Origin of the sequence: Sneathiella sp. P13V-1 (assembly GCF_015143595.1) — a bacterium.
GTDB lineage: Bacteria > Pseudomonadota > Alphaproteobacteria > Sneathiellales > Sneathiellaceae > Sneathiella.
Window position 1 is genome coordinate 644,318 of sequence record NZ_WYEU01000001.1, and the last position, 18,461, is coordinate 662,778.

Genomic DNA, 18,461 nt, shown 5'->3' on the forward strand with positions numbered 1-18,461 from the left:
GAGGAGCGTTTTATGTCTCGAATTTTCTCTGGCGTTCAGCCAACTGGTAACCTTCATCTTGGCAACTATCTGGGTGCTATCCGTAACTTCGTCCGTCTTCAGGATGATTACGAATGCATTTACTGTGCGGTGGATATGCACGCCATCACCGTATGGCAAGAACCAGAACAGTTGCGCAAAAACATCCGTGAGGTTGCCGCTGCCTATCTGGCATCCGGTGTCGATCCGAAAAAATCCATTATTTTTGCGCAAAGCAATGTTCATGCACATGCAGAACTTGCCTGGATCTTCAACTGTGTGGCACGTATTGGCTGGCTTAATCGCATGACCCAGTTCAAGGAGAAAGCGGGTAAAAATCGGGAAAATGCCTCCCTTGGCCTGTACGCATACCCGTCCCTGATGGCGGCAGACATTCTTGTCTACAAGGCAACACATGTGCCTGTGGGTGAAGACCAAAAACAGCACCTGGAGTTGACACGCGATATTGCCCAGAAGTTCAATAATGATTTTGGTACCGAACTATTCCCAATGGTTGAACCTCTTATTTTTGGTGAAGCAACCCGTGTGATGTCCTTGCGTGATGGCACAAAAAAAATGTCCAAATCCGATCCAAGCGATTATTCCCGCATCACTTTGACAGATGGCAAGGATGAAGTGGCAAAGAAACTAAAGAAAGCAAGGACAGATGCCGATCCATTGCCTGAAGAAGTGAAAGGCCTCGAAGACCGCCCGGAAGCAGCCAACCTTGTTGGCATTTACGCTGCCCTTGCGGATATGAGCAAAGAGGATGTCTTAAAAGAATATGCGGGATCGCAGTTTTCTGTCTTCAAACCTGCCCTTACTGAACTTGCCATGGAAAAGTTTGGTCCTATCGGTGATGAAATGAAACGCCTGATGGCAGATCCAGGATATGTGGATGAGGTTCTGAAAGATGGTGCAGAACGCGCTGCGGCAATTGCCAACCCGATCATTCGCGAAGTTAAGGAAACAGTTGGTTTTCTGGTTTCCTAAATGACCACGTTTTGGGGCGGAACTTGTAACCGTCCCAAAAAACACCTAAATCAATTGGGTAGATGGTAATATGGGGCAGAAAAGATGAGCGAAATCGGTACAGGTGGTCGAGGTAGCACCACCCGTGATATTGCAGGTAATATCGGTAATCTGTTTAGGGGACATATCGGCCGCATTCTGGCGGCTGTTGTTGGTTTCCTCTTTTTATATTTTGCTGTTGGCATGATCCTCATCCACAAAATTGATGACGATCTGAATTTTGCTCCCAACACTCAGAACCTTGAAAAAAACGGTAGCCGGGCCGTTGAGGTTGTTGCAGGCCTTATTGACCGGGAAATTAATGACAACCGATGGACGGCCAACGATCCGTTCTTTATGCCCGCCACCCTCCTCGACAATATGCCGAACTATCAGCAGGGCATTGTCTCAGCCCTCGCCCGCTTCACTTTTGAACTGACCGATCAGATCGGCCGTACCCGCGGGTCCAGCCAGACCGATACGGATCTTCAAAATGCAGCAGGGCTTTTGCAATATTCTGGTACCGTCTGGAGTTGGGATCCGACCGTCTCCCTTCTACCTACAGCCGCCTCTGAAAAGCAGTATGAGAAAGCGCGCAAATCACTTGTTGCCTACAACAAGCGTCTGGCGGAGGGAAACGCGGTTTTTGAAAAACGCGGCGACAACTTGCTCGCCACGTTGGACCGAATTGCTCTTGATATCGGCTCTTCCACTGCGGTAATTGATAGTCATATCGCGGAACACTCAGGTGCTTATGTGGACTTTCAGGCTGATGATCTCTTCTATGGCTTCAAAGGTCAGGCCTATGCCTACTATATGATCTTAAAAGCGCTCTCCACGGATTTTGAAGGCCTGATCCGGGACCGTGAGCTCGGCAATGCCTGGGAGAAAATGCTGATAAGTTTCCGATCTGTCGTGGAGCTGGACCCATACGTCATTTCAAACGCCAAAAATGACGGGCAACTATTCCCGAACCATCTTGCTGTTCAGGGATTCTATCTGTTGCGCGCCCGCACGCAGCTACGTGAGATCAGTAACATTCTCTTGAAATAGACCCCCGTACAGTGGCAAAATGGGATATCGATAACAACTTTCGGAAACTTCATGAGTAGTGAAGCCCAGGCCCCATCGAGACGAAACAAGTTTCTGGTTGTCGTAGATGACACACCGGAATGCCGTACCGCAATCCGCTTTGCCTGTCGTAGAGCATGGCATGTTGGGGGCGGCGTTATCCTTCTTCGGGTTATCGAGCCCCCTGATTTCCAACATTGGATGGGTGTTGAACAGGTCATGCGTGAAGAAGCGCGTGAAGCCGCCGAAGAGCTTTTACAAAGTCTTGCCGATGATATTAGTAAAGACACCAATCTGGTGCCTGAATTTGTTATCCGTGACGGCTATGTCAAAGATGAACTTATTGGTTTGATTGAAGAAGACCCGGATATTCGTATTTTGGTTTTGGCAGCCTCTCCTGATACGGGAGGGCCAGGGCCTCTTGTGAAAAGCCTTGTTGGAGAAATGTCAGGCACCTTCGCCATTCCAATTACGGTAGTCCCTGGCAACCTGACCGATCAACAATTGGACGCAGTTACCTAATTCACGATTCGATAAAACAGGTAGTACAGCTTTGTGATCTAAATTCGCGCAAAGTTGTAAGCCTTTGACTCTTGATGAGAAAAATCAGCTTCTCAAGATAACTTGCAATTAACCTTTTGTTAGGACATAGTCGCCCTCCGCTGATCAAAGAATAGGTTGGATCCGGCGGCAACATACTGTATATTGTAGTAAATGAGGATTCGTACACATTATCTGGTGACAATGACCACCGACTCGTTAAACGATAAATGTGCGGAATATAACGGAAATGCGTCAAATTAAACATGCGCTCAGGTCGAGCAAGGCCGCAACTGTGGTTGCAATGGTGGCCATCGGACTATATGCGCTGACAGAATTTGGGGATCATCCCTCTTATATGGCGGCGGCAAAATTGCCTGCCGGATCCACCTCTGCTGCTATCAGCAATGTTACTAATGAGGGCAAGTTTGACATTGGGGGTATTCCAACACCTGCCCCGCGCCCGACAAGCCTTCCTGAGGTGGCGCAACCAGATCAACTTACCGTTCTTGCCATGTTGGGCAGTCTGGAAAATGCCTCCTTCAATTTGAGCGCAATCAGGGGCGGTACAGACGTTCCCCGTGTCTTTGTATCTGAACTACCAGTCGATATTCAGGATGTTGACCAGGTTAAACTGAAGAAAGACCTGTTTATCTCTGTGACACTTCCCTTGATCCTAGAAGTGAACGACAAAATCAGGCAGGAGCGCAATTCGCTCAAACATCTGATGAAGCTGCGCGCTGACGGTCAAAGCTGGTCCGGCGAACAGATCGCCTGGGTAGGAGAGATTGCAGAGCGCTACAAGGGATCTATCACAAATCTTGAAGAACTGCTGACGCGCGTTGATATCATTCCAGTGTCATTGGCTCTTGCCCAAAGCATTGAAGAAAGTGGTTGGGGTACGTCTCGTTTTGCCCGTCTCGGCAATGCTCTTTATGGCCAACGCGTCTGGGCAGAAGGAAAAGGTATTGTCCCCCATGAGCGGGCAGAAGGTGAAGCCTATGAAGTTCGCTCTTTTGGCAAACTTGGTAATTCAGTTGCCTCTTACGCGTTGAATCTGAACCGCCATGTCGCCTATGAAGGATTCCGTGAAGGTCGTGCCAGACTACGTGCCGCAGGACTGGAACCAAATGGGTACACACTTGCGGCCTCTTTGTTGTCTTATTCAGAGCGCGGTGAAGAATATGTTCAAACCCTGCGGATGCTGATGCGGGTGAATGATTTGAGCCAGTTTGACAATGCCAAACTGGCCCCGAAACAGGTTGCTCAGGCGTCCAGACTTTCCAGCAACTGATCCGCTGCGCTTTTCATCAACGATACATCTGATCCGCTCAAGATGAAATCAAATCCATCTTTATACATCTGATTTGGACCTTCTTTAGCGCTCGCAATGCAGCCAAGCCATTTTCCAGTCGCCTTGATCCGGTCGCGAGCATTTTCAAACTGCGCCTTTACTTCCGGATCTTCAAAGTCACCCAGTTTGCCAATACTTCCAGACAAATCATACGGGCCGATAAACAACATGTCCACACCATCAACGGCTGCAATTTCTTCGATATTCTGAACGGCTTCAGCTGTTTCAATCTGACAGATAATCATCATTTTATCTTCAAATTCAGCGCGATAAGCGTCCGTATCACGCCCGTAGGTAGCAAGACGTGCCGCGCCAAATCCAGCACCGCGCGTCCCATTTGGTGGATAACGGCAGGCATCTACTGCGGCTTTCGCTTCTGCAGCGGTATTAACGCAGGGGAACATGATCCCTTCCATACCCGCATCCAGCGCCCGCTTAACGGCCACAGGGTCGTTCGATGGTATGCGCATCAATATGCTGCTGTCGCCCACAGAACGAATAGCCCGGTGCTGGTGGATGGCATCTGCCAGATTGCCGCCGCCATGTTCATGATCGATCATAATCGCGTCAAATCCGGCAGCACCCAGAATTTCAGCCATATCCGCAGATCCGGTAAAACACCAGCAACCAGTTCCCTTTTTACCTGCTGCCAATTTGGCTTTCAGCCGTCCCATTTGTTTCATTTATTTTAGTTCCTTGGAATGTAGAAAAGGGTGCCGAACCAGCGGAAACGCTGATCTGGTCCCGGTAATGTGCAGTTGATACGACCGCGTCCGGGGCGGTAAGGTTTACGAAGTCTAACCTCGATGCGGTTCACCCCAACCCTGTTAATCGGTACCGTGCCGGAAGACGCATAACAATTGAGCTGGTTCAGATTGTCGTATTCTTCGTCCAGCGTAAAACCGAAATTGGGTGGGTTCCGTTTCAGGATTTTATCTTTCGGCACCACGTTGCGGACCCTAAGAGGCAATGCGTTCGCCGCAAGACGTAAGCGCCCAATATTGCCGTAGGTTTCATTCATCGTGAAACGGGGAAGCTCAAATCGGTCAAGAGAGCTGTAACTGACCCCTGAATGCTGACCGAAGGCCGCTTTAAACCCCATATCCTCGATCAGGTTTTTGATATCCAGACCATATTCACCGTAAGGGTAAGCGAAAATGCCTGGGACAAAGCCCAGATTAGTTTGAAAGGCTTCGTTGGCTTTTAAAAGATCCGCCCGTACCTTTTCCAGACTTAAAGCAGGCATATGAACATGCCCTGCCCCATGGTGCCCCACATACATATTCCCGCTAGCGACCATTTCCTTCAGGTCAGCCCAGCTCATATAGTCATTATTGCCGTCACCAAGCTGATTAGTCGATACGAACAGGGTGAAAGGAAAACCAGCGGCTTTGAGGCGTGGCCAGGCTTCTGTATAGACACTTTTATATCCGTCATCGATGGTGATCGCGACAGTTCTGTCTGGAAGCTCTTCCCCTGTGGTCAGGGCGTCGACGATTTTACCGAGCGGAAGAACTGTATATCCACCCGTTTTCAATTCCTGCAAATGCGCTTCAAACTGTTCCAGTTTGATGTTCGTGCTTGGATATCTATCTTCACCAAATCGGTGATACATCAGGACATTCGCCCAATCGGCCGCCATGGCCACCGTTCCTGTCATAAGGCCGCTTGCAACAGCGCAAATGGCCAAGGCCCGTTTTACGAAACTGTTCTGTATAAGTTTACTCATATCTTCCTGCTAACCCATCATGTTCGTGCCAGCCGCCACATCGGACAGCGTTGGGTATCGACGGGGTTTAAACAATTGATAGTGCCACCATTCATTCATGTAATGATCCCAGCCTGCGGCGGTCATGATCCCAAGCAAAATGGCTCTGTTTTTCTGAGCCTCCTTGGAAACTTCTGTCACGCCGTGATGGGAAAGCGGGGTCATGGCATCAAAATCCGTCCCCATTTCCAATTCTTCACCATTACCATCAATTAGTGTCAAATCAATGGCGGCCCCGCGCGCGTGAGGAGAGCCACTTGTTGGTGGTGCCAGATATGTTGGATTTGGTGTATGGTCCCACAAAGCCTGCACGGCTTCGGTTGGTCGAAACCCATCGAAAAGTTTAAACCGATATCCGATGGCCCCGGCAAGTTCTATGGCCGTTTCAAGTTTGTCGGCCGCCTCTACATTCAGAAAACAGGCCCCGCGCGCATAGATAGGCACCCCAGTAAAATTATTTTCTGACGCGTAGCGAATATCAATCTCAACATCAAATTCTGATGTTGTAATTTCGACAAGCTCCATACCCGTAAAAGACCTCTTAAATTTCCCTGATTGGAATAATCCAGACAAGAATTAAACTTTATGCTATGGCGTAGCCACTTTTTTAACGGAGCCTACAAGGACATGACAGAGAAGGCAATCAAGATACTGGCTATGGACACCGCTCTGGATGCCTGTTCCGTGGCAATCCTGCACGGTAATACTGTACTTGCCGCCTCTTTCGAGAAACGCAAAAGAGGTCATGCCGAAACTCTTCTTCCTCTCATCAAGTCTTTGATGAATGAGGCAGGCCTTCAATTTTCAGATCTTGATATGCTGGCAACAACCGTTGGCCCCGGAACCTTTACCGGACTTCGCATCGGGCTAGCCGCGGCCCGCGGGATCTCATTGGCCTCCGGCCGGCCCTGTGTGGGCATCACAACTCTTGAAGCTCTTGCGGCCTCTGTCCCGGAAGATCTGGCAAGAGGCCGCACCATTCTGGCATCGGCCGATGCGCGCCGAAAAGAAGTTTATATGCAGCTTTTCCAAGCTAAAACGCTTGCCACTGTGTCAGAAGCAAAAGCCGCTCCTTTGGATCAGGTGCGGTCCTTACTTCCCGATACCCCGATTTTAGCTGTGGGCGGCGGCAGCCAGATCCTGAAAGACGCAGGTCAATTTGATGGGATTGACGTGGACATACCTGATCTGGAGACAAATCCGGACGCCCGCATTGTAGCAAAACTGGCCATTGAAAAAGGAATACCATCTGAGCCTTTTATTCCGCCAGCCCCCCTTTACCTTCGTGCGCCGGACGCCAAATTGCCGGGTGGCATTAATCCCGCCGACATAAAGCCCTGACCCATGACAGATCCGGAAATTGCTTTTTTTGAAGACGCCACAGCCGCAAGTGTCATGGCGGTTTTGCACAAACAGTGTTTCGATAAAAACTGGAGTGAGGAAGAATTCGGCAAACTCTTGGCGCTACCAGGTGTATTTTGCCATATCCTTTCGCTTAACGGGCAACCTTGCGGCTTTTCACTTTGCAACAACTCCGGGGAGGAAGCGGAAATCTTAACGATCTGCATCTTGCCAGATTGCAGAGGGCGAGCCCTTGGTGACTGCCTTTTAAGTACAGACATTGAACACTTGCGCGCCTCCAACTGCCCGCGCCTTTTCCTTGAAGTCGCTGAAAATAATGTCTCTGCAAGACGCTTGTACGAGAAATCCGGGTTCAAGAAAATTGGCATCCGTCGCAACTATTATCTGGTGGGGGAACAAAAAATTGATGCTCTCGTGCTTGAAAAAAACTTAAACGAGATATAGGTCTCTTAGGAAGACGCGAAGCCAAATAATTTAGGCGCTTTGCGCATCTTTCGCAAACTGCCTGTAAATTGATTTCAAGGTAATTTAAAGAACAGACTAAATAGAGTTTGAAGAAATAAATTCATCTATTTCAGACATATCACTTTATCTTACAGAAATATTGCACATATTATTTGCATACATTATAAGGCACCAAGTTATTTGATGGAGGACTGGATTAAAGTGTCTGATAAGATTGAGAAAATGGAACTGTTGGCCTTGACCACAGATATCGTGACTTCACATCTGTCACGTAACACCATGGAGACATCTGAAATTTCCAGTCTAATCCGTGAAGTGTATGCCACACTCGCCAATGTTGGAACTGCGGAACCTGTCAGTGATCGACCTCAACCCGCCATTTCCGTCCGCAAATCAGTGCAACCTGATTACATCATTTGTCTGGAAGACGGCAAAAAGCTGAAGATGCTGAAGCGGCATCTGAAAACGGCTTATAACATGACACCAGAAGAATATCGTCAGCGCTGGGGATTGCCTTCCGACTATCCGATGGTTGCCCCCAATTACGCCAGCCAGCGTAGAAACCTTGCCAAGAAGATCGGTCTTGGAACCAAACGCAAGAAAGCAGCTGCAAGCTAACGTTAATTCACTGGCGAGCGCGCCCGGAATTGAGTAAACTGGCGCCGGTGCAGGATCAACGGGTAGAGAATTAAAGGGGCGTATATGTCTTCCAAACTGGAACAACTTTGCATTGACAAAGGACTACGCATGACCGGTCAACGCCGCGTAATTGCACAGGTTTTATCGGATTCCAAAGATCATCCGGATGTGGAACTTGTGTATAAACGGGCGTCCGAAGTTGACGACACTATCAGCATCTCCACCGTATATCGCACCGTACGTATGTTCGAAGAGAACGGTATTCTGGAACGCCATGATTTTGGCGATGGGCGCGCGCGCTATGAAGAGGTGTCTGACGAACATCACGACCACCTCATCAATGTGGAAACTGGTCAGGTCATCGAGTTTACGAACAGTGAAATCGAAGAGTTGCAGCGTGTAATCGCTGAAAAATTGGGCTTCGAGCTGATCGACCATCGCCTGGAGCTTTACGGCAAACCCATTAAAGGGGCAGCGATAAACCAAAAGCCTGACCCGGAAGAATCTGTTGTTAAAATAAACCAGACTTCGTTACACAGTAGAGAACACTAGTTCTTGTTAAATGGATTTCTTTTGTAAATGACGGCCCTTCGTTCAAGTTTTGTTATCCTGCTCATCTTCTTGTGGGCAGGAATCTTGGTCCTGCCTCAACTTGTTGTGCTGGGTGTTATACCGAGCAAGCGCTATAGCTTGCCGCAACTTTTCCACAAAGGCCTTTGCCGTCTTTTACGTGTCCGCGTGGAGATCCAGGGAACAATCAGCGACATTCATCCCACCCTTTTTGTGATCAACCACATCTCGTGGCTGGATATTCCGGTTGTGGGCAAAGCCATGAAAGGGAGCTTTGTTGCCAAGCAGGAAGTGAAGGGTTACCCCCTTATTGGCTGGCTCGCGAAATTGCAGCAAACCATCTTCATTGCAAGAACGCGCCCTTCGGTCCGAAATCACAAAGATGGAATGCAGGAACATCTGGAACAGGGGGACAGTATCTTCCTTTTTCCTGAAGGAACGTCTTCTAATGGCCTTGTCTTACAGGATTTCAAAAGCGCCTATTTTGCCCTTGCCGAAGGATATGATGGACACGGACCGTTGAACGTTCAGCCGGTTACCCTCGCCTACAGCAAAATGGATAACCTCCTCATGAGCCGTGGCATCATGAAATTGGTGGCCTGGGTTGGCGACGAAGAGCTTCTGGGGCATGTGTGGAATTTCCTGAACGCGGGCCGCGTGACAGCGGAACTTCGATTTCACGAGCCGGTCACAATTGACCAGTATGATTCTCGTAAAGACATGGCAGCAGATTGTCAGCGGAAGATTGCACGGGGATTATCCCGCGCTTTGACCGCCAGACCCGAGCCAACTTAAGAGAATATCAGGGTTTCTTTGACTTTTTTCATCATTGGCTTCATTCTGGAATAAATATCTGATATGAAGCCCCGCTTTAGGTATTAATACAGGGCTCACACGTTGTGATCCCAAGTTTTAAGTGGTCTGCGAGGACGAGTGACCAAACAGCTTTATATTTCAACATACGGATGTCAGATGAATGTCTATGACTCTGCCCGTATGGCCGACATTCTCTCTCCGCTGGGTTACCAGCTTACTACCGATCCAAACTCTGCGGATATGGCAATCCTCAACACATGCCACATTCGTGAGAAGGCCTCTGAGAAAACCTTTTCAGAGCTTGGACGCCTGCGCAACATGCGCAAATCCAAGGAAGAAGCAGGCAACGGAGAAATGGTGATTGCGGTTGCCGGATGTGTGGCACAGGCTGAAGGTGCGGAAATTATGAAACGCGCCCCATATGTGGATATGGTATTTGGCCCGCAGTCCTATCACAAACTCCCTCAGATGCTGGCGGAAGCCACGCGCCAAAGCGGCGGTGTTCTGGACACAGATTTTCCGGTTGATGCCAAATTCGACCATCTGCCAAAAGAAGCCATCGACAAGAACTTAAGCGCTTTCCTGACGGTTCAGGAAGGATGCGATAAGTTCTGTGCTTTCTGCGTTGTGCCTTATACACGCGGTGCGGAGTTTTCCCGCACGGTCGATGAAATCATCGATGAAGCCAAGCGGATGATTGACGGCGGTACGCGCGAAATCACGCTGCTTGGACAAAATGTAAATGCCTATCACGGTCTTGATGCAGAAGGCGAAAGCCAGACGTTAGCGGAACTGATTTACCGCTTGTCTGAGCTGAAGGACCTTCAGCGTCTCCGATATACAACATCGCACCCACTGGAAATGACAGAAGATCTTTGTCAGGCCCATCGGGATGTGGACATTTTGATGCCTTACCTGCATTTGCCGGTTCAGGCGGGTTCCGATCGTATTCTGGAGGCCATGAACCGCCGCCATACTGGGGATGAATATCGCCGCATCATTGAAAAATTGCGGAGTTATCGTCCAGATCTGGCCTTGTCTGGTGATTTTATCGTGGGCTTCCCGGGAGAAACCGACGCGGAATTTGAAGACACCATGCAGCTGATCCGTGATGTGAATTACGCGCAGGCCTACAGTTTCAAATATAGCCCGCGCCCAGGCACCCCAGCGGCGGCGTTAGAAAGTCAGATGATCGCGGAAGAGGTCAAATCAGAACGTCTTGCCCGCCTTCAGGCCCTGCTGAACGAGCAACAACTCGCGTTTAACAAATCATTTGAGGGGAAAACCGTTCCTATCCTGCTGGAGCGGGAAGGTAAACGGGAAGGTCAACTCATCGGCCGCAGTCCCTACATGCAATCAGTATATGTACAATCACCACCGCATCGGATCGGCCGTATTGCCGAGGTTATTGTCGAAGAAGGCAATGCAAACTCCTTACGCGGTAAGCTGAAACCCGGCAGCGAACAGGACGCTGCCTGACATCTGGAGAGAAAGTGCCCAACCCGTCGAAAGAGAAAACCAAAGCTCAGAACAGCAAAAAGAGCAATACAACGGTTGTTGAATTTGAAGACAACCACCTTCTCGCCCAGTTGGTCGGCGAACATGATCGACATCTGGCCCGTATTGAGCAGGGACTCGAGGTTTCTGTAACCCCGCGGGGAAATAAAATGGCTATCGACGGCCCGGCACACGCGCGAAAAGCGGCGTCTCATGTGATGCGGGATTTATACGCACGCCTTGAAAAAGGTTTTGATGTGACCGAAGGCGAAGTTGACGCCGCCATGCGAATGGCGGAAGACCTTGTTGAAGGCGAAAGTCCAACTGCATCCGTTGCCAAAACCGACGACATGATCGTCACCAAACGGCGCCGGATCACTCCAAGATCAACCAATCAGAAAGTCTACGTCAACGCGCTTCGGACCAACGAACTTGTCTTTGGTCTGGGGCCGGCTGGTACCGGTAAAACATATCTGGCCGTGGCGAATGCCGTCTCCATGCTCATCAATGGACAAGTTGACCGCATTATCCTTGCCCGCCCAGCGGTTGAGGCAGGTGAAAAACTTGGCTTCCTGCCCGGCGATATGCGGGACAAGATCGACCCGTATCTGCGCCCACTCTATGATGCACTTTATGACATGCTGCCGGCAGAAGAGGTGGTGAAGCGCCTTGAGAACGGCGAAATCGAAGTGGCCGCCCTTGCCTTCATGCGCGGACGGACGCTTGCAAATTCAGCGATTATTCTGGATGAGGCGCAAAACACGACCCCAGTTCAAATGAAAATGCTGCTCACCCGCATGGGTGAAAATTCCAGCATGGCCGTTACGGGTGACTTGTCGCAGATTGACTTGCCACTTGGCGTGCCCTCTGGTCTTAAGGAAGCCGTGAAAATCCTCCGAGGTGTTAAAGGGATCGACATTATCGAATTTGGCGAAGCAGACGTTGTCCGCCATCCCTTGGTGACACGTATCGTCCGCGCTTATGGTGAACATGAGCGCGAGAAAAAGCTCAACCTTGAGGGCGCCGAAGAAACATCTGGCAGGCGCAGAGGAAGGAAAGCAAGTCGTGACTAAAGGCGAAGCTGCCAAACCGGACTGCGACATATCAGGCGAGAACACACACCGCCTGCCCCTTCCCTGTGACCTCATTCAGTCTTTCGAAGCTGAAAACTGGCCACTGGATGAAGATGATCTCAAAAACCTTGCAGATCGTCTTTTCAATCTGGCCCTTGCGTCTGTTCTGAACGAAGAGGTAGAGCTGGAAATTCCAGAGGCTACTTCTCTCGAAATCAGTCTTCTCTATACAGATGATGGACACATTCAGGAGCTAAACAGGGATTTTCGCGGCAAAGACAAGCCAACAAACGTTCTCTCCTTTCCTGACACCCCCTTGAGCAATGAAGCATTGGCGCAATCCGCCGCATGGCAAGAGCCTCTTTTCCTTGGAGACATTGCTATTGCAAAGGAAACGCTTATTCGCGAAGCCGAAGAACAGAGCAAGAGTTTCGAAGATCACCTCAGCCATTTACTCCTGCACGGGATCCTTCATCTGGTGGGATATGACCATATTGAAGATGACGAAGCAGAAGAAATGGAAGCGTTGGAGATAAAGCTTCTTGCAAAAATGGGGATCGACAACCCATATCAATCGGGTGATAGTTGAAAGATAACATCAATATCCAATCATGACTGACGATAGATCCAATTTAACAAACACAGATACGCCAGATTCCGATTCAGAAGAGAATACGGGTTTAATGAAGCGTATTGGACAGGCCCTTGGCCTTTCATCCGAACCAGACAGCAGCGTCAGAACCGCCCTTTCTGAGCTTATCGAAGAGCATGATGATCGCGAGCAGCAGATTAACCCTGCCGAACGCGCCATGCTCACCAATATTCTGACGATCGGTAATCTCAGCATTCGCGATGTGATGATCCCCCGCGCCGATATCGAAGCTATTGACGCCAATCTGGATCTTGATCAGTTGGTTGCGCGATTTACAGAAACCAGCCATTCTCGCCTTCCTGTCTATGAGGAAAACCTCGATAATGTAATCGGGATGTTCCACATCAAGGACCTGATCAACTTCTGGAATCGGGATACAGATTATCGGTGGCAGAATTTCAAACGCGAACTTCTTTTTGTACCTCCCTCCATGTCTGTTCAGGATCTTCTTCTTAAAATGCGGGCAACACACATTCATATGGCCTGTGTGGTAGATGAATATGGCGGAATTGACGGTCTCGTCACCATTGAAGATCTGGTTGAAGAAATCGTGGGCGACATTGAAGATGAGCATGATGAGCAGGAAGGCCCGCTGATCATTGTCTCCAGCAATGGCACCATTGAAGCGGATGCCCGCGCGCCCATTCCGGAACTAGAACAAATGCTGGAACTGGACCTGCTTCCCGAAGAAGAAGATGAGGAAGTTGACACCGTTGGCGGCCTTGTGTTCCAGATCGCGGGTCATATCCCTGTCCGTGGTGAAATTATCCATCACCATGCCGGGCTGGATTTCGAAATCATTGACGCGGATCCGCGCAAAGTGAAGCGCGTCCGTATTCTTCGCGGACCGGAATTGCTGATCGACGAGGAATAAACCTGTGCAAAACTGGCTCACGGAGCGCCCTTTCTGGCAAGTGTCGCTTCTCTCCTTTCTGCTTGGCTCGCTGTTGGCGGCAACCTTTGCGCCAGTTCACCTGATTTTTCTTCTGCCCCTCTGCTACAGTGGTTTACTGGTGTTGCTCGCGCGTGCCAAAACTGCAAAACAAGCCTTCTTTATTGGTTGGTGGTTTGGTTTCGGACAATTTGTGCTGGGGCTTTATTGGATTGGGGTCGCCTTTACCATTGATGCAAATGCCCATGCGGCACTGATACCGGTTCCAACGCTTCTGCTTCCTGCCTGCCTCGCAATTTTCAATGGCCTTGCAACCTACATCATCTACAAATCCCGCACCAGCGGGATAGCGCGGATCCTCTTGTTCACCGCTGTATGGACAAGTCTGGAATATGTCCGTGGGCTTCTCTTCACCGGCTTCCCCTGGAATCTCGCGGGCTATAGCTGGGGTGGAATGTTGGCAATGCTTCAGTGGACAGCTTATCTTGGAATTTATGGCCTGACTTTGCTGACCATTTTGATCAGCAGCATGCCAGCCTTGCTTGCCGATAACACGCTTTCTCATCAGCAACGCCGTAGATATATCCTTCTGGATTGCGCCCTGCTCATCGTGCTCGTGGGGGCTGGTTTCTGGCGATTACAAGCTCCCGCACTTGATATGATGGCAAACACTGAAATTCGTGTTGTGCAACCCAACAATCCCCAGAAAGATAAATGGAAGGGGGATACTCGGTTCCAGCACCTTCGGAAATTGATGGATATCAGTCAGTCTGAAGGCGGACAAAACCGCCACTGGATCTGGCCGGAAACAGCCTTGCCCTTTTTCATGACGACAGATGATCGCCTGCAAAACTATTTGGCCCCGCGTCTACCGGTTGACAAAACTGTTATTACAGGTGCCCCTCGGCGCCACCCGACGGAGCGAAAATACTGGAACAGTGTTCAAGCCCTCGGTAGTGATGGTTCAATTCAAGGCGTTTATGACAAGCGTCATTTGCTGCCTTATGGGGAATATCTGCCGATTCGGGAGTTTTTCAAACAATCCGGTATCGCCTCCCTTATTCCGGTGCTTGATAACATGTCCGACTTCTCGTTTCCTGAACAGGATATGGCCAAAACCACTAACTATGGCAATCTGCCTCCTGCCCGAACCCTGATTTGCTATGAAGTTGCTTTCCCTTGGGAAGTCAGCGCCCCGGATCCCTTTGACTGGATTCTCAACGTCACCAACGATGCATGGTTTGGAAATACATCTGGTCCGCACCAGCACTTCGTCATCAGTCGCACCCGTGCCATAGAACAAGGGGTGAGCATGATCCGAAGCGCCAATAACGGAATATCAGCGATCATCGACGGTTATGGGCGAATTTTGCAAAAACGGTCCCCGACAGATGCTGGGCTTCTGGACAGTTCAATCCCCGCCCCTATCGAAGGCCGGACCGTTTACGCAAAGTACGGAGAAAGCATTCCGATCACTCTGACATTTCTGGTATTTCTGTTCTCCAGCCTCCTGACCAAAAGGCGTATGACAACAACACTCAACCCAAGCAAGCAATAAAAAGGTTTTCAGACCCCTATTCGATGTTTAGAATAGACGAGTATCCTGCTTCAAAAGCGCAATTTGTTTCTACGAAATTAGAGGCCCGTCGAAATGTCACATCATCCAGTAGACGTCTATGTGGGCAGCCGCATCAAACATCAACGGACGGTAAGTGGTATTAGCCAAGAAAAACTTGGTAGCGAACTCGGTCTTACTTTTCAGCAAGTACAGAAATATGAAAAAGGCGCAAACCGTGTCGGCGCAAGCCGCCTTTTTCAGATTAGCAAGATATTGAATGTTTCGCCTGCCTTCTTCTTCGAAGGAATGCCCGAAGACCCAGTAAATGGATATTCACCGGGCATGGCTGAAGAATCCGCTGGTTTCGAGCATGACAATCTTTCCAAACGTGAAACACTCGAACTGGTTCGTGCTTATTATAAGATAGACGATACTGACGTCAGGAAACGGATTTTTGATCTGATCAAGTCCATCGGCGGCCAAGAAGACGAAGGCGCCGAATAGGAAAACGGTCTTGACCTCAACCCATATCACAGTAAATTGCGGGTTCGATTAATCAATTTGCGTAACCTGAGAAATGGTTAGCAGCAATCACTGATAAGAAAGCTGAGGCCCACTGTGCCAATTTCCAATTATTTATTTACCAGCGAATCCGTATCTGAAGGTCATCCAGATAAGGTCTGTGACCGCATTTCAGATTCAATCGTCGACCTCTATCTGGATGCGGACCCCTATGCCAGAGTTGCCTGTGAGACACTGACAACAACCAACAGGGTTGTTTTAGCAGGTGAAGTCCGTGGCCCCGGATCCATCACTAAAGAGCTGATTGAGGAAGCCGCCCGGGATGCCATTAAGGCAATTGGATACGAACAGGAAGGCTTTCACTGGAAAAATGCCGCTGTAGACATCTATCTGCATGAGCAATCAGCGGATATTGCTCAAGGTGTTGATGCCAGCGGCAACAAGGATGAAGGTGCGGGTGATCAGGGCATTATGTTTGGCTATGCGGTCAATGAAACCGACGTACTCATGCCAGCGCCGATTTATTATTCCCATAAAATCCTGCGCTCAATGGCGGAAGCCCGTCATTCTGGCGCTGAGACCATTTTTGGTCCAGATTCCAAAAGCCAGGTCACATTGGCCTATGAAAACGGAAAGCCGGTTCGCGCCACATCTGTTGTGGTATCTACCCAGCATATTGAAGGTGTAGAGCAGGATGAAATCCGTGAAACCGTCCGTAAATATGTTACTGAGACTTTACCTGAAGGCTGGATGTGCCCTGAAGATGAGTTCTATGTAAATCCAACAGGTAATTTTGTCATTGGCGGTCCTGATGGTGACGCGGGCCTTACGGGTCGTAAGATCATTGTGGACACTTATGGTGGTGCCGCACCACATGGCGGCGGGGCTTTTTCCGGAAAAGATCCGACCAAGGTAGACCGATCTGCGGCCTATGCATCCCGCTATCTTGCCAAAAACGTAGTTGCGGCTGGACTTGCAGAAAAATGCTGCATTCAGGTTTCCTACGCCATTGGCGTTTCCAAGCCTTTGTCCCTGTATGTTGATCTTTACGGCACGGGCAATGTGGAAGAGGCAAAACTTGCTGGCATCCTCATGGAAGCCATGGATCTGAGCCCCCGCGGCATCCGTGAACATTTAGGCCTTAACAAACCTATCTACACACGCACAGCAGCATATGGACATTTCGGTCGCGCTCCGACGGAAGACGGAGGTTTCTCCTGGGAGAAGCTGGATCTAGTGGATCAACTAAAGACTGCCTTCTAAACAGGTATCATCAGGTATGGAAGTAAGACAGAAACGTATCCTTTTCGGGCGCCGAAAAGGAAAACCCCTTCGCAAAAGTCAACAAATAGCTGTTGATGAACTTTTACCTGAGCTTGAGGTCAATCTGGACTGTGACCAAATTGACCTTGCAGCCCTTTTTGATGGAAAAGTTCAGGAATACTGGCTGGAAATCGGCTTTGGCGGCGGGGAGCATCTTGCGTGGCAGGCGGAACATCATCCTGAGGCTGGTATCATCGGATGCGAGCCTTTTCTCAATGGTGTCGCCATGATGTTGATGAAGTTGCAGGAAAGCGGGGTGCGCAATGTGCGTGTCCATAACGAGGCAGCTGAACCTCTGATGGAAAAGATTGCAGATGCATCTCTGGACAAAGCGTTTCTACTATTTGCAGATCCATGGCCCAAAACATCCCATCATAAAAGACGATTCGTCACCGACAAGAATATTACCGAACTCGCACGCATCTTAAAAGACGATGCGATTTTACGAATTGGCACCGACCATACGGACTATGGTGCATGGATCCTGCACCACTTCCTGCGATCAGACCAGTTCGAGTGGCTGGCTGAAAAGCCGCAGGATTGGCTAGTCCGGGGGGATGATTGGCCACAAACCCGCTATGAAGCGAAAGCAGTTCGGGAAGGACGCCGGTCCGTTTACTATCGATTCAGGCGCGTGCCACGTGGTTCGTAATTCCCTCACATTGCAAGAAAATGCTTGGCTTTAACGCCTCATCGTCTATTATATAGATAAATAGTTACTGTTACGTCAGATTAACATCTGGCTAGTTAGGACAGTGGGCCTCTGGTCCGCTGTTTTTGTTTATGGGGCATTTACTTTTTAAATGCACATGAAAGAGGCACCATTGGACCCGACCGCTAAAATTGCAGAAATGATTACGCCGACCCTTGCAGACCTTGGGTATGAGCTTGTTCGCGTAACCTTTAAAGGTGGCGATCATCAGTTATTGCAAATTATGGCCGAAAAAGAAGATGGTACCATGACCGTTGAGGGATGCGAGGAAATCAGCCGCGCAGTATCTGTTCTTCTGGATGTGGAAGACCCGATTGCCGAAGCCTATGATTTGGAAGTGTCCTCCCCCGGAATTGATCGCCCTCTCACCCGTGAGAAGGATTTTGATCGCTGGGCTGGTTTTGAAGCAAAAGTTGAGTTACAGGAAGCGGTAGAGGGACAGCGCAGATACCGCGGCAAACTTCTTGGAATGAAGGAGGGGATGATCCTTCTTCAGGAAAGCGCTGACAAGAAATGGGAACTGCCTTTCGCGGATCTTCGTAAGGCGAAACTGGTTTTAACAGATGAACTGATTGCTGCCTCTCAAGGTGGCAAAAAGTCCTGAATGTCATAAAGTAG

The 18,461-nt window shown here is 49.5% G+C and carries 21 protein-coding genes; 18 read left to right on the plus strand and 3 right to left on the minus strand.

The annotated features are described in order from the left end of the window. The first annotated feature begins 12 nt into the window (after positions 1–12). From trpS to GUA87_RS03255, 4 genes are all read left to right on the plus strand, one after another. Positions 13–1,011 carry a tryptophan--tRNA ligase gene (gene trpS / locus GUA87_RS03240; protein ID WP_193715073.1) on the plus strand — a complete coding sequence of 333 codons (999 nt, stop codon included), beginning with the start codon at positions 13–15 and terminating at the stop codon, positions 1,009–1,011. Between the two features lie 84 nt (positions 1,012–1,095). Continuing rightward, positions 1,096–2,082 carry a DUF2333 family protein gene (locus tag GUA87_RS03245; RefSeq protein ID WP_193715074.1) on the plus strand — a complete coding sequence of 329 codons (987 nt, stop codon included), beginning with the start codon at positions 1,096–1,098 and terminating at the stop codon, positions 2,080–2,082. A 51-nt stretch (positions 2,083–2,133) separates the two neighbouring features. After that, positions 2,134–2,622 carry a universal stress protein gene (locus GUA87_RS03250; RefSeq protein WP_193715075.1) on the plus strand — a complete coding sequence of 163 codons (489 nt, stop codon included), beginning with the start codon at positions 2,134–2,136 and terminating at the stop codon, positions 2,620–2,622. A 268-nt stretch (positions 2,623–2,890) separates the two neighbouring features. Continuing rightward, positions 2,891–3,934, plus strand: coding sequence for a glucosaminidase domain-containing protein (locus tag GUA87_RS03255; RefSeq protein WP_193715076.1), 1,044 nt, complete (start codon positions 2,891–2,893; stop codon positions 3,932–3,934). Here the strand turns inward: GUA87_RS03255 and GUA87_RS03260 are convergent. The 3 genes from GUA87_RS03260 to ddpX are packed head-to-tail and all read right to left on the minus strand — an operon-like array spanning position 3,907 to position 6,287. Then, the gene (locus tag GUA87_RS03260; protein WP_193715077.1) at positions 3,907–4,677 is read right to left on the minus strand and encodes an HpcH/HpaI aldolase family protein; all 771 of its coding nucleotides are present in this window, start codon (positions 4,675–4,677) and stop codon (positions 3,907–3,909) included. The two genes, GUA87_RS03255 and GUA87_RS03260, sit on opposite strands and share 28 nt — an antisense overlap. A gap of 5 nt (positions 4,678–4,682) precedes the next feature. Next, complete coding sequence (locus GUA87_RS03265; RefSeq protein ID WP_193715078.1) at positions 4,683–5,723, minus strand: polysaccharide deacetylase family protein; 1,041 nt, start codon at positions 5,721–5,723, stop codon at positions 4,683–4,685. A 9-nt stretch (positions 5,724–5,732) separates the two neighbouring features. Beyond that, entirely contained in the window at positions 5,733–6,287 is a 555-nt protein-coding gene (gene ddpX, locus GUA87_RS03270) for a D-alanyl-D-alanine dipeptidase (protein ID WP_193715079.1), read from the minus strand. Between the two features lie 102 nt (positions 6,288–6,389). Between ddpX and tsaB the strand changes: the two genes are divergently transcribed. The 14 genes from tsaB (at position 6,390) to rimP (ending at position 18,447) form a co-directional block, all read left to right on the plus strand. Continuing rightward, positions 6,390–7,103, plus strand: coding sequence for a tRNA (adenosine(37)-N6)-threonylcarbamoyltransferase complex dimerization subunit type 1 TsaB (gene tsaB / locus GUA87_RS03275; RefSeq protein WP_193715080.1), 714 nt, complete (start codon positions 6,390–6,392; stop codon positions 7,101–7,103). Positions 7,104–7,106: 3 nt separating this feature from the next. Beyond that, a complete protein-coding gene (gene rimI, locus GUA87_RS03280; protein ID WP_193715081.1) occupies positions 7,107–7,568 on the plus strand; it encodes a ribosomal protein S18-alanine N-acetyltransferase in 462 nt (153 codons plus the stop codon). A 222-nt stretch (positions 7,569–7,790) separates the two neighbouring features. Further along, entirely contained in the window at positions 7,791–8,207 is a 417-nt protein-coding gene (locus tag GUA87_RS03285; protein WP_415774781.1) for a MucR family transcriptional regulator, read from the plus strand. Between the two features lie 84 nt (positions 8,208–8,291). Beyond that, the gene (locus GUA87_RS03290; RefSeq protein ID WP_193715083.1) at positions 8,292–8,780 is read left to right on the plus strand and encodes a Fur family transcriptional regulator; all 489 of its coding nucleotides are present in this window, start codon (positions 8,292–8,294) and stop codon (positions 8,778–8,780) included. Between the two features lie 27 nt (positions 8,781–8,807). Next, positions 8,808–9,593 carry a lysophospholipid acyltransferase family protein gene (locus GUA87_RS03295; RefSeq protein WP_193715084.1) on the plus strand — a complete coding sequence of 262 codons (786 nt, stop codon included), beginning with the start codon at positions 8,808–8,810 and terminating at the stop codon, positions 9,591–9,593. Between the two features lie 138 nt (positions 9,594–9,731). Next, complete coding sequence (gene miaB / locus GUA87_RS03300; RefSeq protein ID WP_193715085.1) at positions 9,732–11,093, plus strand: tRNA (N6-isopentenyl adenosine(37)-C2)-methylthiotransferase MiaB; 1,362 nt, start codon at positions 9,732–9,734, stop codon at positions 11,091–11,093. Positions 11,094–11,107: 14 nt separating this feature from the next. Next, positions 11,108–12,184, plus strand: a complete 1,077-nt coding sequence (locus tag GUA87_RS03305; protein ID WP_321575864.1) for a PhoH family protein — start codon at positions 11,108–11,110, stop codon at positions 12,182–12,184. A 52-nt stretch (positions 12,185–12,236) separates the two neighbouring features. After that, positions 12,237–12,773 (plus strand): rRNA maturation RNase YbeY, encoded by a 537-nt coding sequence (gene ybeY, locus GUA87_RS03310; protein WP_415774786.1) that lies wholly within the window; start codon positions 12,237–12,239, stop codon positions 12,771–12,773. A 94-nt stretch (positions 12,774–12,867) separates the two neighbouring features. Further along, positions 12,868–13,710, plus strand: a complete 843-nt coding sequence (locus GUA87_RS03315; protein WP_193715087.1) for a hemolysin family protein — start codon at positions 12,868–12,870, stop codon at positions 13,708–13,710. A 4-nt stretch (positions 13,711–13,714) separates the two neighbouring features. Next, a complete protein-coding gene (lnt, locus tag GUA87_RS03320; RefSeq protein WP_193715088.1) occupies positions 13,715–15,286 on the plus strand; it encodes an apolipoprotein N-acyltransferase in 1,572 nt (523 codons plus the stop codon). A gap of 93 nt (positions 15,287–15,379) precedes the next feature. After that, entirely contained in the window at positions 15,380–15,790 is a 411-nt protein-coding gene (locus GUA87_RS03325; protein WP_193715089.1) for a helix-turn-helix domain-containing protein, read from the plus strand. 114 nt (positions 15,791–15,904) lie between these two features. Then, positions 15,905–17,071 (plus strand): methionine adenosyltransferase, encoded by a 1,167-nt coding sequence (gene metK, locus GUA87_RS03330; protein WP_193715090.1) that lies wholly within the window; start codon positions 15,905–15,907, stop codon positions 17,069–17,071. 16 nt (positions 17,072–17,087) lie between these two features. Then, a complete protein-coding gene (gene trmB, locus GUA87_RS03335) occupies positions 17,088–17,783 on the plus strand; it encodes a tRNA (guanine(46)-N(7))-methyltransferase TrmB (protein WP_193715091.1) in 696 nt (231 codons plus the stop codon). A 151-nt stretch (positions 17,784–17,934) separates the two neighbouring features. Continuing rightward, positions 17,935–18,447: a ribosome maturation factor RimP gene (rimP, locus tag GUA87_RS03340; RefSeq protein ID WP_227711667.1), complete on the plus strand. Its 513-nt coding sequence runs from the start codon at positions 17,935–17,937 to the stop codon at positions 18,445–18,447. Positions 18,448–18,461: the final 14 nt, after the last annotated feature.

What these genes read in the sequence shown, in the direction of transcription:
- trpS (WP_193715073.1), top strand. Translation starts at nt 13, where the DNA reads ATGTCTCGAATTTTCTCTGGCGTTCAGCCAACTGGTAACCTTCATCTT.
- GUA87_RS03245 (WP_193715074.1), top strand. Translation starts at nt 1,096, where the DNA reads ATGAGCGAAATCGGTACAGGTGGTCGAGGTAGCACCACCCGTGATATT.
- GUA87_RS03250 (WP_193715075.1), top strand. Translation starts at nt 2,134, where the DNA reads ATGAGTAGTGAAGCCCAGGCCCCATCGAGACGAAACAAGTTTCTGGTT.
- GUA87_RS03255 (WP_193715076.1), top strand. Translation starts at nt 2,891, where the DNA reads ATGCGTCAAATTAAACATGCGCTCAGGTCGAGCAAGGCCGCAACTGTG.
- GUA87_RS03260 (WP_193715077.1), bottom strand. Translation starts at nt 4,677, where the DNA reads ATGAAACAAATGGGACGGCTGAAAGCCAAATTGGCAGCAGGTAAAAAG.
- GUA87_RS03265 (WP_193715078.1), bottom strand. Translation starts at nt 5,723, where the DNA reads ATGAGTAAACTTATACAGAACAGTTTCGTAAAACGGGCCTTGGCCATT.
- ddpX (WP_193715079.1), bottom strand. Translation starts at nt 6,287, where the DNA reads ATGGAGCTTGTCGAAATTACAACATCAGAATTTGATGTTGAGATTGAT.
- tsaB (WP_193715080.1), top strand. Translation starts at nt 6,390, where the DNA reads ATGACAGAGAAGGCAATCAAGATACTGGCTATGGACACCGCTCTGGAT.
- rimI (WP_193715081.1), top strand. Translation starts at nt 7,107, where the DNA reads ATGACAGATCCGGAAATTGCTTTTTTTGAAGACGCCACAGCCGCAAGT.
- GUA87_RS03290 (WP_193715083.1), top strand. Translation starts at nt 8,292, where the DNA reads ATGTCTTCCAAACTGGAACAACTTTGCATTGACAAAGGACTACGCATG.
- GUA87_RS03295 (WP_193715084.1), top strand. Translation starts at nt 8,808, where the DNA reads ATGACGGCCCTTCGTTCAAGTTTTGTTATCCTGCTCATCTTCTTGTGG.
- GUA87_RS03315 (WP_193715087.1), top strand. Translation starts at nt 12,868, where the DNA reads ATGAAGCGTATTGGACAGGCCCTTGGCCTTTCATCCGAACCAGACAGC.
- GUA87_RS03325 (WP_193715089.1), top strand. Translation starts at nt 15,380, where the DNA reads ATGTCACATCATCCAGTAGACGTCTATGTGGGCAGCCGCATCAAACAT.
- trmB (WP_193715091.1), top strand. Translation starts at nt 17,088, where the DNA reads ATGGAAGTAAGACAGAAACGTATCCTTTTCGGGCGCCGAAAAGGAAAA.
- rimP (WP_227711667.1), top strand. Translation starts at nt 17,935, where the DNA reads ATGCACATGAAAGAGGCACCATTGGACCCGACCGCTAAAATTGCAGAA.